Annotated in this window: 11 protein-coding genes; 4 read left to right on the top strand and 7 right to left on the bottom strand. The window is 73.9% G+C overall.

Annotated elements, in window-relative coordinates; translation table 11 throughout:
* Positions 1-119: 119 nt before the first annotated feature.
* On the bottom strand, positions 120-809 hold the full coding sequence (locus ACIQG9_RS09530; protein WP_400399688.1) for a CDP-alcohol phosphatidyltransferase family protein: 690 nt from the start codon (positions 807-809) through the stop codon (positions 120-122).
* Between the two features lie 44 nt (positions 810-853).
* Positions 854-1771: a methylenetetrahydrofolate reductase [NAD(P)H] gene (metF, locus tag ACIQG9_RS09525; RefSeq protein ID WP_400399686.1), complete on the bottom strand. Its 918-nt coding sequence runs from the start codon at positions 1769-1771 to the stop codon at positions 854-856.
* Positions 1772-2219: 448 nt separating this feature from the next.
* Between metF and ACIQG9_RS09520 the strand changes: the two genes are divergently transcribed.
* Positions 2220-3656, top strand: coding sequence for a transcriptional regulator (locus ACIQG9_RS09520; protein WP_400399684.1), 1437 nt, complete (start codon positions 2220-2222; stop codon positions 3654-3656).
* A gap of 9 nt (positions 3657-3665) precedes the next feature.
* A complete protein-coding gene (locus tag ACIQG9_RS09515) occupies positions 3666-4748 on the top strand; it encodes a polyprenyl synthetase family protein (RefSeq protein WP_400399682.1) in 1083 nt (360 codons plus the stop codon).
* 119 nt (positions 4749-4867) lie between these two features.
* Here ACIQG9_RS09515 and ACIQG9_RS09510 read toward each other — a convergent pair whose 3' ends face one another.
* Entirely contained in the window at positions 4868-5257 is a 390-nt protein-coding gene (locus ACIQG9_RS09510; RefSeq protein ID WP_400399680.1) for an Rv2175c family DNA-binding protein, read from the bottom strand.
* A gap of 143 nt (positions 5258-5400) precedes the next feature.
* On the opposite strand from ACIQG9_RS09510, the gene pknB reads away from it, so the two are divergent.
* The gene (gene pknB / locus ACIQG9_RS09505; protein WP_400399678.1) at positions 5401-7383 is read left to right on the top strand and encodes a Stk1 family PASTA domain-containing Ser/Thr kinase; all 1983 of its coding nucleotides are present in this window, start codon (positions 5401-5403) and stop codon (positions 7381-7383) included.
* Positions 7380-8237, top strand: a complete 858-nt coding sequence (locus ACIQG9_RS09500; RefSeq protein WP_400399676.1) for a deoxyribonuclease IV — start codon at positions 7380-7382, stop codon at positions 8235-8237. The genes pknB and ACIQG9_RS09500 overlap by 4 nt, the downstream gene beginning before the upstream one ends.
* A gap of 162 nt (positions 8238-8399) precedes the next feature.
* Here the strand turns inward: ACIQG9_RS09500 and ACIQG9_RS09495 are convergent, their stop codons facing one another.
* From ACIQG9_RS09495 to ACIQG9_RS09480, 4 genes are all read right to left on the bottom strand, one after another.
* Positions 8400-9419, bottom strand: a complete 1020-nt coding sequence (locus ACIQG9_RS09495; RefSeq protein WP_400400105.1) for a threonine aldolase family protein — start codon at positions 9417-9419, stop codon at positions 8400-8402.
* A gap of 49 nt (positions 9420-9468) precedes the next feature.
* Positions 9469-10875: a class II 3-deoxy-7-phosphoheptulonate synthase gene (locus ACIQG9_RS09490; RefSeq protein WP_400399674.1), complete on the bottom strand. Its 1407-nt coding sequence runs from the start codon at positions 10873-10875 to the stop codon at positions 9469-9471.
* A gap of 67 nt (positions 10876-10942) precedes the next feature.
* A complete protein-coding gene (locus ACIQG9_RS09485) occupies positions 10943-11419 on the bottom strand; it encodes a hypothetical protein (protein WP_400399672.1) in 477 nt (158 codons plus the stop codon).
* Between the two features lie 286 nt (positions 11420-11705).
* A complete protein-coding gene (locus ACIQG9_RS09480) occupies positions 11706-13328 on the bottom strand; it encodes a glycosyl hydrolase family 18 protein (RefSeq protein WP_400399670.1) in 1623 nt (540 codons plus the stop codon).
* Between the last annotated feature and the right edge of the window lie 137 nt (positions 13329-13465).

The raw sequence follows: 13465 nt of genomic DNA, 5'->3' as shown, positions 1-13465 counted from the left end.
GGAGTACGCGAGCGCGGGCGGAGTACGCGAGCGCGGGCGGAGTACGCGAGCGCGGGCGGAGTACGCGAGCGCGGGCGGAGTACGCGAGCGCGGGCGGAGTACGCGAGCGCGGGCGCGGGTCAGCCGGCGTCGACAAGGGCGCGGCGGACGGTGGAGAGAAGCTGTCCCAGGCCGAACCCGGCCAGCAGCACCCAGACGGCGGTGGCCATGGTGATGGTGCCGGCGGCCAGGTCGGGGTCGATCAGCCCGGTCAGCCCGGCCAGCAGCAGCCCGACCAGGGCGACGCAGACCCGGGTGGGCCGCTCCCCCACGGTGATCGCGCCGAGTTCCCGCATCCCGGCGGCGACCGCGCGGGCGCGGACGTACTCGTGCAGCCAGGAGAGCGCGCCGGCCGCGACCACCATCGCGCCGGGTGCCCCGACCAGCCAGAACGCGACCAGCCAGGCGATCTCACCGAGCCGATCGGCGACCGAGTCGTAGACGTAACCGAGCCGGGTGGTCCGGCCGGTGGCCACCGCGACCGCGCCGTCGACGCTGTCGGCGACCGAGGCGAGCAGCACGAACAGCGCCCCCACGATCGGCCCCTGCGTCGACCGGACGCTGAACAGCGGCACGCAGAGGCAGAGCAGCACCCCGGCCACCGTCACCGCGGTCGGACTGACCCGCAGCCGACCCAGCACGTATCCGACGTGGTACGCGAAGCGCAGCCAGGCACGGACCACCGGTGCCGCGACCCGGGGGTCGAAGCCACCGTGCAACCGTGCCCACGCGGTCGCGTACTCGTCCCATCTCAGCCGTGTGCCCACCATGGATCAACCGTCGTGGCGTGGTTCAGGTGTCGGGGTCGGCGCGTTCACACCCGGGCGTCGGCCCGCAGGCTGCGCCACACCTCCCGGGTCGCGGGCGAGCGGTTGAGGGTGATGAAGTGGATGCCCGGCACCCCCTCGTCGAGCAGCCTGGCGCACATCTCGCTGGCCTGTTCGACGCCGAGCCGGCGCACCGCCTCCGGGTCGTCGGCGATCCGCTCGAACCGCTCGGCCAGCCCGCTCGGGAAGGGCGCGCCGGAGAGCTGCACGGACCGTTCGATGGTGCTGATCTGGGTCACCGGCATCACCCCGGCCAGGATCGGCGTGTCGCAGCCGGCCGCCGCCACCCGGTCGCGCAGCCGCAGGTAGTCGTCGGCGTCGAAGAACATCTGGGTGATGGCGAACTCCGCGCCGGCCCGGCACTTGCGGACGAAGTGCGCGGTGTCGCTCTCCACGTCGGGCGAGCGGGGATGCTTGTACGGGAAGGCGGCCACCCCGACGCTGAAGTCGCCGGCCTCCCGGACCAGCCGGACCAGGTCCTCGGCGTAGCCCACGCCCTCGGGGTGGCGTACCCACTCGCCGCCCGGGTCGCCGGGCGGGTCACCGCGTACGGCGAGCACGTTGCGTACCCCGACACCGGCCAGCCGGCCGATCACGTTGCGCAGCTCGGCGACGGAGTGGTTGACCGCGGTCAGGTGCGCCATCGGCAACAGCGTGGTCTCGGTGGCGATCCGCTCGGTCACCGCCACCGTGGTGTCGCGGGTCGAGCCGCCAGCCCCGTAGGTGATCGACACGAACGACGGGCGCAGCGACTCCAGCTCGCGGATGGCCTGCCAGAGCAGCCGCTCACCCTGGGCCGTCTTGGGCGGGAAGAACTCGAACGAGAAGGTCGGCTGACGGTCGCGGATCAGCTCCCCGATCGCCGGCTGCGGATTGGGAAGGACGGAGGGAAGACCGAGCGCCACGTGACGACTCTAGCGGGCAGCGGCGGCCGACCCCACGCACTTCCCACCAATACATCGACCACCGCAATTCCGCAGGGTGGGTCGAGGACGTGCCGACGGTCCCGCACCTTCAACCCCGCCCAGCCGAGCGCGGCCGAGCCGAGCGCGCAGGACCTCGGGGCGACGGTGAGGCGGCGACAGGACCCCTCGGCTCGGCAACAGGGGCAGCGACGCGACCGGCGGCCCAGCGCGACCGGCGGGTCCGGCGGGTCCGGCGCGACCGGTCTGGCGGGTCCGGCGCGACGCCTGAACGTCGTACCCCTGGGGTAGAACGGACGGGCGCGGGTGGCGCCGGTCGGGGGTCGGTGCCCGGGGCCACGCGCGGGGGTCAGCACCGACCGGCGGCGCGCCGGTCCGTCCTGGTGGACGGGCGGGCGTGGGCCGCGCCGACACCCGCGCCGGAGGACCGATGACCTCGCCCGACCCGAGCCTGTTCGGGCCGCTGATCACCCAGCTACGGCTGGCCCGTGGCTGGAGCCAGCAACGGCTCGCCGCCGAGCTGTGCGCCGCCGCCGGTACGCCCACGCTGACCCGACACGAGGTGTCCCGCTGGGAGCGGGCGGTACGGCTGCCGGGCGACCGCTGGCGGCAGCACCTCGCCGTCGTACTCGACGCGCCGGCCGGGCTGCTGGCCGGCGCGGCGGCGCGCAGCCGGCGGGCCGGTCCACCCGGCCCCGCCGTGGCCCGGTCCCGGGCGGCGCTGCTGGCCCTGGCGCAGCGCTGGGCGGCGAATCCGTCCGCACCCCTGCTGCTCGCCCCGGCGACGGTCCGGCGGGTAGCCGGGCCGGCAGACGAGGCCGGGGCGAGGCCGCCAGCGGACGAGGCAGCAGCGGAGCCGCCAGCGAAGAAGGCCGAAACGAGCCCGGCGGCGAAGGAGGCCGGGGCGAGGCCACCCGACGCCGCCGACCTGGCCGACCTGGCCGACCTGCGCCGGCTCGACGACCTGACCGGCGGCGTGGACCTGGCCCCCGCCGGGGCGTACCGGCTGCGGCGGGCGGCCCGCGCGCTCAGCCGGTCCGGGCCGGCGGGCCGGTGGCGGCTGCTGCCGGTACTGGCCGAGACCGCCCAGCTCGCCGGCTGGCTCGACGGCGACGCGGGTGACCTGGCCGCCGGGCTGGACGCCCACCGTCTCGGGCTGCGGGCCGCCGCCGCGACCGGCGACCGGGCGTTCGCCGGGCACGTCCTCGGCTCGGCCAGCCACCTGCTGGCCGGTGCCGGCGACGGGGAGGGCGCGCTGCTGCTGGCCCGCGCGGGGTACGCGGGTGCCCGCCAGTCGGCCAGCCGGGGGCTGCGGACGCTGCTGCTGCACCGGGTCGCGCTGGCCGCCGCGCTGACCGGCCCGGCGCCGGCCGCCCGGCAGGTCCTGGACGCCGCCCGGCGGGCGGCCGAGGCCGTCGACCCGGCGACCGAACCGCCGTGGCTGTACTGGTTGGACGGCGGCGAACTGACGGCGATGACCGGCCGCACGCTGGTCGCGCTGGGTCGGCCCGGGCCGGCCGTACCACTGCTGCGGGCCGCCGTCCGGGCCGGTCGTGGGCCGCGCGGCGCGGCGCTCTACGGCGGCTGGCTGGCCCGTGGCCTGGTCCAGCTCGGCGAGGTCGACCAGGCCGCCGAGGTGGCCGGGGCGGCGCTGCGGGACGCCGTCCGGGCCGGCTCGTCCCGGGCCGCCGCCGCGCTGGTGGAGGTCGACCGGCAGCTCGCCGCACACCGGGCCGAGCCGGCGGTACGACGCTGGCGCGGGCGGCTCGCCGCCGCCCGGCCCTTCCTGCCCCGGCGGCCGGCACCCCGCCGACCGGGGACGACGCGCCGACCCGTGGGTGGGGCGTGGCCACCGGGAACCGGCTAGCGTCGTGGCGTGACCCACGCTGCTCCCGTCTCACCCGTCGACCGCGCCGGCCTCCGTCAACGCGTCGACAAGGCCCTGACCGAGTTCCTGGCCGCCCAGCGCACCTGGTTGACCGGCGTCGACGAGGCCCTCGTGCCGGTCGCCGAGGCGATCGAGGCGTTCGTGCTCGGTGGCGGCAAGCGGCTACGGCCGGCCTTCGGGTACTGGGGGTACCGGGGGGCCGGCGGGGTGGACGCCGACCAGGTGGTGACCGCCCTGGCCGCGTTGGAGTTCGTCCAGGCCAGCGCCTTGATCCACGACGACCTGATGGACCGCTCGGACACCCGGCGCGGCGAGCCGGCGGTGCACCGGCGGTTCGCCGCCCGGCACCGGTCGTCCGGGTGGAGCGGCGACCCGGACGGTTTCGGTGACGCGGCGGCGCTCCTGCTCGGCGATCTCTGCCTGGTCTGGTCCGACGAGCTGCTGCACTCCGCCGGGCTGGACCCGCACACGGTCGCCCGCGCCCGGCCGGTCTTCGACGAGATGCGCACCGAGGTGACTGTCGGGCAGTACCTGGACGTGCTCACCCAGGCGACCGGCGACACCTCGCTGGAACGGGCCGGCAAGGTGGCCCGGTACAAGTCGGCCAAGTACACGGTCGAACGGCCGCTGCTGCTCGGCGCCGCGCTGGCCGACGCGTCCCCGGACGTGCGCATGGCGTACTCGGCGTACGGGCTGCCGCTGGGTGAGGCGTTCCAGCTCCGCGACGACGTGCTGGGAGTCTTCGGGGATCCGGCGCAGACCGGCAAGCCCGCCGGGGACGACCTGCGCGAGGGCAAGCGCACCTACCTGGTGGCGGCGGCCGTGGAGGCGGCCGACGACGCCGGTCGGGCGCTGCTGCTGGGCCGGCTCGGCGACCCGGAGCTGGACGAGTCCGGGGTGGCCCGGCTGCGGGAGCTGATCATCGCCACCGGTGCGCTGGCCCGTACCGAACAGCACATCGTCACCCTCACCGACACCGCCCTGGCCGCCCTCAGCAGCGTCGACCTCGACACCGAGGCCCGCCAGTCCCTGGTCGACCTGGCCATCGCCGCCACCCGCCGCGCCGACTGACCCCGCTCCGGCCCGCTCCAGCATGATCGTGAAGTCGGCGGCCCGACAGCGGTCGACGAGGGCCGCCGACTTCACGATCACGGGCCGGGCCGGCGGGCGGGGTGGCAATGGTCGGCAGGTCAGAAGCCGAGGGCCTGGGCGCGGCGTTTGACCTCGCGGGCGTGGTCGCCGCCGAGGGTGACCGCGCCCGTGCCACCGGAGAGGGTGTCGTCGGGCTGGTAGAGCCAGCGCAGGGCGGCCTCGTCGTCGTAGCCGGCGTCGGCGAGCAGGTTGAGCACCCCGGGCAGGTGCTTGAGCACCGTCTTGTTGGCCACCAGGTCGGCCGGGATCCGGCGGACGCCGTCGCGGCGGACGGCGATCAGCTCGCGGTCCCGGATCATCTGGTGGACCTTGCTGATCGACACATCGAGCCGCTCGGCCACGTCGGGCAGGGTCAGCCAGTCGGCCGGGTCGGTCGGGCCGGCGAGGTCGGCACCGGGGGCCTGGTCGGCGGGTACGGATTCGGTCACCGGACCACCCTGCCACGTCGCCCGCGCGGGGCTGCACCGGCACCCCTGATGGCCTGCGTCAGCATGGCGGGACGTACCGGATCGGACCCCGGCTGTAGCATCCTGTTCAACCTTCACCCTTCCGACACATAGACTGCCTGCCGATGGACACACAGGTCGCCGACACGTTGCTGGGCTCGCTGCTCGACGGGCGCTACCGCATTCGCGGTCGCGTGGCCCGTGGTGGCATGGCGACCGTGTACACCGCCACCGACGAGCGCCTGGAGCGCACCGTGGCGGTCAAGATCATTCATCCGTCCCAGGCGCCCGAGGCGCGGGCCCGGATGGCGGGCTTCCTCGACCGGTTCACCGACGAGGCCAAGACCATCGCCCGGCTGACCCATCCCAACGTGGTCGCGGTCTACGACCAGGGCATCCACAACGGCCTGCCCTACCTGGTGATGGAGTACGTCCGGGGCCGCACCCTGCGCGAGGTGCTGGCCGAGCGGCGACGGCTCAATCCCGACGAGGCGCTGGCGATCATGGAGCAGATGCTCGCCGCGATCGCCGCCGCGCACCGGGCCGGGCTGGTCCACCGCGACGTCAAGCCGGAGAACGTGCTGGTCGCCGAGGCACCCACCGGCGGCGTGGCCAACCTGGTCGACAGCGTGGTCAAGGTCGCCGACTTCGGTCTGGCGCGGGCGGTCGAGGCGAGCGCCGAGGAGGCCGACGGCAACCAGCTCATGGCGACCGTGGCGTACGTGGCGCCGGAGCTGGTCACCGACGGGCACGCCGACCCGCGCACCGACGTCTACTCGGCCGGCATCGTGCTGTTCGAGATGCTCACCGGCCGGGTCCCGTACGACGGGGACCGCCCGGTCGACGTGGCCTGGCAGCACGTCGACCGGGACGTCCCGTCCCCGTCGACGCTGGTGCCCGCCCTGCCCCGGTCGCTCGACGACCTGGTCGCCCGGGCGACCCGCCGGGACCCGGGTGGCCGTCCCGCCGACGCCGGCGCCCTGCTGGCCGAGGTGCAGGTGACCCGGGACGACCTGGGCAACCCGAACGCCCACACGGCCGTGCTGGGCCGGGTGGCCGAGGACGCGCCGGCGGTGTCCGGGCCGACCATGGTGGTGGCGGCGGTACGTCCGGTGGAACGGCCCCCCTGGGCGCGGCTGCCGGAGACGGCCGCCCAGCGCCCGCACCGGCGCCGCGCCGCACAGGGCTCCGACCTGTGGTCCCGCCTGGCCGAGCTGCGTACCCGGGTGATGGGCACCCCCCGGGGCCGGCTGTCGGTGGCCGCCGCCGTGGTGGTGCTCGGCCTGCTCGCCGCGATGGGTGGCTGGTGGGTCGGGGTGGGCCGGTACACGGTGGCCCCCGAGCTGGTGAACCTGAGCCGGGTCGAGGCGCAGGCCCAGGCCGACCGGGCCGGTTTCACCCTGGCCTTCGCCGAGCCCCGCTACGACGAGAAGATCCCCCGGGACGGCGTGGTGGCACAGAACCCGACCTCGGCCGCCAAGATCCTCAAGGGTGGCACCATCACGCTGACCCTGTCCCTGGGCCCGGAGCGGTTCCCGGTGCCGGACGTGGTCGGCAAGGAGTTCGAGCTGGCCGAAGCCGATCTCACCGACGCGAAGCTGGTGGTCACCAAGGGCACCCCCCGCTACGACGACAACCTGCCGGCCGGGGTGGTGGTGGACACCAACCCGAAGGTGGGCGCCGAGGTCAGGCCGGGCACCAAGATCACCGTCATCCTGAGCAAGGGCAGGGCCCCCATCTCGGTACCGAACCTGGTCGGCAAGAACCTCAACGACGCGCGTACCGCCCTGTCCCAGCTCGGCCTGGTGCCGGTCGAGACGTACAAGGACTCGGACAAGCCCCGCGACGAGGTCATCGGGCAGAGCCCGGCCGACGGCGCCGGGGTGGAGAAGGGCGCCCAGGTCAAGCTGGACGTCAGCAAGGGCCCGCCGCAGGTGGCCGTCCCCCGGGTGGTGGACCTGCCCTGCCAGCAGGCCAAGCAGCAGTTGGAAGGCTCGGGCTTCCCGGTGACCGTGCAGTTCAACCCGAACGGCATCGTCCGGTTCCAGAACCCGCCCGAGAACACGCAGGTGCCGCCGGGCACGCCGGTCACCCTGGGGTGCCTGTGACCACCCCCCGGGTCGGCTCGCACACCCCCACCTCGGGCGGGCTGGCCAAGGCGGCCCTGCCGTACGTCGACGCGACCGGTTCCCGGGTGGTGCAGGTCTACGTCTCCAACTCGCGCGGCTGGGCGTTGCCGGCCGGCGACCCGGTGCAGGACGCGCTCTTCCGTGACGGCTGCGCCGAACGCGACGTCCCGGTCTTCATCCACGCGTCGCTGCTGGTCAACCTCGGCTCGCCCACCCCGGCGACGGTGGAGAAGTCCGCCCAGACCCTCGCCCACGCGCTGGGCCGGGGCCAGGCGATCGGGGCGCGCGGCGTGGTGTTCCACGCCGGCAGCGCGGTCGACGCCGGGCACGCCGACGCGGCCCTGCGCCAGGTACGCGAGACGCTACTGCCGCTGCTCGACCAGACCATGGCGGCCGGCGGCCCGCTGCTGCTGGTGGAGCCGAGCGCGGGCGGGGGTCGTTCGCTGGCCTCCCGCGTCGAGCACCTCGGCCCCTACCTGGACGCGGTGGACCGGCACCCGGGCCTGGCGGTCTGCTTCGACACCTGCCACGCCTGGGCGGCCGGGCACGACCTGGCCGTCGAGGGTGGCATGACGGCGACCCTGGACACGCTGGTCGCCACCGTCGGGGCGGACCGGCTGAAGCTGGTGCACGCCAACGACTCGAAGGACCTCTGCGGCTCGACCCGGGACCGGCACGAGAACATCGGCAAGGGCAGCATCGGCGAGCCGGCGTTCGCCGAGCTGATGGCCCACCCGGCGACCGCCGGCGTCCCCATCGTGGTGGAGACCCCGTCCGAGAAGCACGAGGGCCACGCCGCCGACATCGCCACCCTCACCCGCCTCCACCCCTAACCCCACCCACCCACCCGCCCACTCCCTGCCGGGCCCGCCCCTGCTGGGCCCGCCCCCTTCGTTGATCAAGAGGTTTGCGTCACCTGCCGCTGGCATCGTGACGCAAACCTCTTGATCAACAGGGGCAGGCGGGGGGTGGGGAGGCCGGGGAGGCGGGGGGGGTTAGGTGGTTAGGAGGTGGGTGAGGACTTGGGCGGCGTGGTCGATCGCGGTGTCGTCGACGTCGAAGTGGGTGACCAGGCGGGCGGTACGCGGGCCGAGCACCGAGATCAGCACCCCCTCGGCCCGGGCGGCAGCCGCCAGGGCCTTCGCGTCGAGGGGGTGCTTGGTCAGGTCCAGCGGGACGATGTTCGTGCGCACCGGTAAGGCGAGCACGCCGTACGGGGCGACCGCCTCGGCCAGCCGGGCCGCCTTGGCGTGGTCGTCGGCGAGCCGCTCGACGTGGTGGGCGAGGGCGTACCGGCCGGCGGCGGCGAGGACGCCCACCTGGCGCATCCCGCCACCCATCCGTTTGCGCAGCACCCGGGCCCGGGTGATCTTCTCGACGCTGCCCACCACCAGTGAGCCGACCGGCGCGCCGAGGCCCTTGGACAGGCAGACCGACAGGGTGTCGAAGAGCGCGCCGTACTCGGCCAGCGGTACGCCGTCGGCGACGTGCGCGTGCCAGATCCGAGCGCCGTCGCAGTGCAGCGCCAGCCCGTCGGCGTCGGCGACCCGGCGCAGCTCGCGCAGGGTGGCCAGCGGGATCACCCCGCCGCCGCCCCGGTTGTGGGTCTGCTCGACGGCGATCGCCCGGGTCGGCACCGCGACGTAGCCGTCCGGCCGGACCATCCCGGCCACCATCTCCGGGTCGACGTCCGCGCCGACCGCGGGCCAGGTCCGCGAGGAGATCCCGCCGTACGCCGCCGCCGCGCCGACCTCGTACGTCAGCACGTGCGCGTCGGCGTCGCAGAGCAGCTCCTCGCCCGGCGGGACGACCAACTGGAGGGCGATCTGGTTGGCCATCGAGCCGGTGGGGGCGAAGAGCGCCGCCTCGTGCCCGAAGAGCGCGGCGACCTCGGCCTCCAGCGCGGTGACCGTCGGGTCCTCGCCGTAGACGTCGTCGCCGACCTCGGCGGTGGCCATCGCCTCCCGCATCCCGGCGGTGGGCCGGGTCACCGTGTCGGAGCGCAGGTCCACCAGGGTGTCCCCGCCCGTGGGGCCCGCCGTGCCCGGCACGCCCGTCTTCTCGTCAGCCACGCAGCATCTCCGCTACCAGGAAGGCCAGCTCCAACGACTGCTGGGTGTTCAGTCGCGGGTCGCAGGCGGTCTCGTACCGATCGGGCAGGTCGAGGTCCTCGATGCCCTGGGCGCCGCCGAGGCACTCGGTGACGTCCTCGCCGGTCAGCTCGACGTGGATGCCGCCGGGGTGGGTCTCCAGGCCGCGGTGCACCTCGAAGTAGCCGAGCACCTCGTCGACGATCCGGTCGAAGTGCCGGGTCTTGTAGCCGTTGGACGACTCGTGGGTGTTGCCGTGCATCGGGTCGCACTGCCAGACCACCTTCGCCCCGGCGGCGGTGACCTTGGCGACGATCGGCGGGAGGGCGTCGCGGACCCGGTGGTTGCCCATCCGACTGATCAGGGTGAGCCGGCCGGGGATGTTCTCCGGGTTGAGCTTCTCGCACAGCTCGATCGCCTCGTCCGGGGTGGTGGTCGGGCCGAGCTTCACACCGATCGGGTTGGCGATCCGGGAGATGTAGTCGATGTGCGCGCCGTCGATCTGCCGGGTCCGCTCGCCGATCCAGAGGAAGTGCCCGGACAGGCCGTACGCCCGGCGGTCGGAGACCCGGGTGAGCGCCCGGTCGTACTCCAGGGCCAGCGCCTCGTGGGAGCAGTAGAGGGTGACGGTGCGCAGCGCGTCGTCCTCGGTCATGCCGCAGGCCCGGATGAACGCGATCGCCCGGTCGATCTCCCGGGCGATCGCCTCGTAGCGCTCCCCCGCCGGGGAGTTCTTCACGAAGCCCTTGTTCCAGTCGTGCACCGCGTGCAGGTCGGCCAGCCCGCCGGCCAGGTACGCGCGGAGCATGTTCATCGCGGCGGCCGAGTTCGCGTACGCCCGGATCATGCGCTGCGGGTCGGCGGCCCGCGCCCCCGGCGTGGCCTCCAGCGCGTTGATCATGTCGCCCCGGTAGGCGGGCAGGCCACGGGCGTCGGTCGGCAGCGAGCGGGGCTTGGTGTACTGCCCGGCGACCCGGGCCACCTTGACCACCGGCAGGGACGCGCCGTAGGTGAGCACGATCGCCATCTGGAGCAGGGTGCGGGCGTTGGCCAGCAGGTGGCTCTCGGTGTTGTCGGCGAAGGTTTCGGCGCAGTCACCGCCCTGGAGCAGGAACGCCTTGCCCTCGCACACCAGCGCCAGCTTCCGCCGGAGCTGGTCGACCTCGTAGGGCGCGACCACCGACGGCACGGTGTCGAGCACCTTGCACACCTCGGCGACCTGGGCCGGGTCGGACCACGGCGGGGTCTGCTCGCGGGGCAGGTCACGCCACCGGTCGAGGCCGAGGGCGGCGTCCTCGGCCGAGTCGACGGTGGGTCGGCTGGTCTGCAGCCCGGGGCTGCTCACGGCGGGGTAGCTCAGCTGATGCCACTCATGGCGCATGGGAGAAAGCGTACGGCGACGGTCCGGACGGCCCGGCGGCGAGGGGCGTGGTTCCGGTAGTTGGGAGTCAGGGGGTGACGGACGGCTCCGGGGTGTGCCCACCGGGCTCCTCACCCGAGATGCACCAGTCGGCGCCGTCCCGGGTGACCGTGAACAACAGCGGCTTGGCGATCTTCTTGGCCGCCACCGAAACGGTCACCGAGGTGCTGACCTCCTGCCCGCGCGCGCCGGACCGGATGTCGGTGATGGTCGCCCCCGGCACCTCGAAGTGGTCGGCGAAGTCGCCGTTCGGGCCGGTCGCGGCGGCGTCGAAGCCCTCGTGCATCGGCGCGCAGAGCTGGCTGCGGCCGGCGGCGGCGTCCTTGGCGGCCATCGCGTCGAGGTATGCCTGCACCCGCTCGCGGGCCTTGGTGGCGGCCTCCTCGGCCGGGGCCCGCTCGGTGCCGCCGTCGGCCTCGTCGTCCCCGCCGATGCCGCAGCCGAGCAGGGTGAACGGCACGAGCGCCAGCAGTGCGACGCCGGTCGTGCGCAGCTTCGGGCCCATGGGTCCTCCCTGGCGTACGGATATCGGGACATGCCGAGCGGCGAGTCTGTCACATCGGACCGGTGGCATGGCAACCCGTCACGGCCCCGCCGTCTCCGTCGGCGCTCCGCGCCGTTCGGCCCGGCGGAGCGGGTCCGGGCGGGGAAGACGTGCGGACGAGGAGGACGTCCGGGCGGGGAGGGACGTGCGGGCGGGGACGGACGTGCGGGCGGGGAGGGACGTGCGGGCGGGGAGGGACCGGTGCGTGGTCCCTCCCCGCCGGGTGGGTGGTGCGTCGGCGCTCGGCTCAGCCGAGTCCGCCCTTGATGGCGCCGATCAGCTCGCCGTTGCCCGTGTCACCGGAGAGCTCCCAGAAGAAGGCGCCACCGAGGCCCTGGTTCTTCGCGTAGGTCATCTTGCCGCCGATGGTGGCCGGGGTGTCGTAGCTCCACCAGTTGCTGCCGCACTTGGCGTACGCCGTCCCGGCGATCGTGCTGGTGGCCGGGCAGGTGTTCTTGAGGACCTTGTAGTCCTCGATGCCCGCCTCGTAGGTGCCCGGAGCGGCGCCGGTGGCGGTGCCGCCCGGGGCGGCCTGGGTCACCCCGGTCCAGCCCCGGCCGTAGAACCCGATGCCGAGCAGGAGCTTGTTGGCCGGGACGCCCTTGGCCTTGAGCTTCTGGATCGCCGCGTCGGAGTTGAAGCCCTGCTGCGGGATCCCGGTGTACGAGGTGAGCGGCGAGTGCGGGGCGGTCGGGCCCTGCGCGTTGAAGGCGCCGAAGTAGTCGTAGGTCATCGGCATGAGCCAGTTCAGGTTGCCCACCGCACCCGCGTAGTCGGTGGCGTCGATCTTGCCGCCGTTGCTGCCGTCGGCGGTGATCGCGGCGGTGACCAGCGCGGACGAGCCGAACTTGGTACGCAGCGCACTGATCACGTTCTTGAAGGCGTTCGGGCCGCTGGCGTCGCACTGCAGGCCGCAGGCGTTGGGGTACTCCCAGTCGACGTCGATGCCGTCGAAGACGTCCGCCCAGCGCGGGTCCTTCACCAGGCTGTAGCAACTGTCGGCGAAGGCGGTCGGGTTCTGCGCGGCCTGGGTGAAGCCGGCCGACCAGGTCCAGCCGCCGAAGGACCAGATCACCTTCAGGTGCGGGTACATCTTCTTGAGCTTGCGGAGCTGGTTGAAGCTGCCGCGCAGCGGCTGGTCCCAGGTGTCGGCGACGCCGTCCACGCTGTCCGCCGCGGTGTACGCCTTGTCGTAGTCGGCGTAGCTGTCGCCGATGCTGCACCGACCGCCGGTGGTGTTGCCGAAGGCGTACAGGATGTGGGTGAGCTTGGCGGCGGAGCCGCTGGTGGCGATGTTCTTGACGTGGTAGTTGCGGCCGTAGACGCCCCACTCGGCGAAGTAGCCGACGACCTTCTTGTCACCGCTGGGCGGCGGGGTCGTGGGCGGGGGCGTGGTGGGTGGCGGGGTGGTCGGGGGCGTGGTCGTCGGCGGGGTCGTGGTGGGCGGCGTGGTGGTGGGCGGGGTGCCGCCCCCGCCGCACGGCGCGCCGTTGATGGTGCAGTTCAGCGGCGCCTTGTACGGCCCGGTGCCGTTGTAGCCCCAGTTGAAGCTCGCGCCCGGGGCCAGCGGCCCGGCCCAGCTCTTCTTCACCGCCACGTAGTGGTTGCCGCTGCTGGTGACGTCGGCGTCCCAGAAGCTGCTGATGGTGGTGCCGGCCGGCAGGTCGAACTCGATACGCCAGGTGCTGATGCTGGCGCTGGAGCCGTTGGCGACGGTGACCCGGCCTTCGTGCCCGGTCCCCCAGTCCTGGGCCGCGGCGAACGTCGCGGTCACACTTCCGGCGCCGAACGCCGAGGTCACTGGTACCGCCGCAACGGTCAGCGCGGCCACTGCGCCGGCCCACAGGGCGCGGCGGAGCGATCTCTTCATGTGGCGCCTCCCCAAACAGTTAGGAAACTTTCCAAATCGATGGGGAGACGCTACTCACGCCGTCATCACTTCGTCAAGATGTGCATGCATCGATTTATTGCGGCCCCGCGCGGGCGACCGCCCCGGCGCGTAGCCTC

This window comes from Micromonospora sp. NPDC092111, from assembly GCF_044755745.1.
GTDB lineage: Bacteria > Actinomycetota > Actinomycetes > Mycobacteriales > Micromonosporaceae > Micromonospora.
The sequence above is the reverse complement of the archived record's forward strand: the minus strand, read 5'-3'. Positions and strand labels throughout refer to the sequence as shown.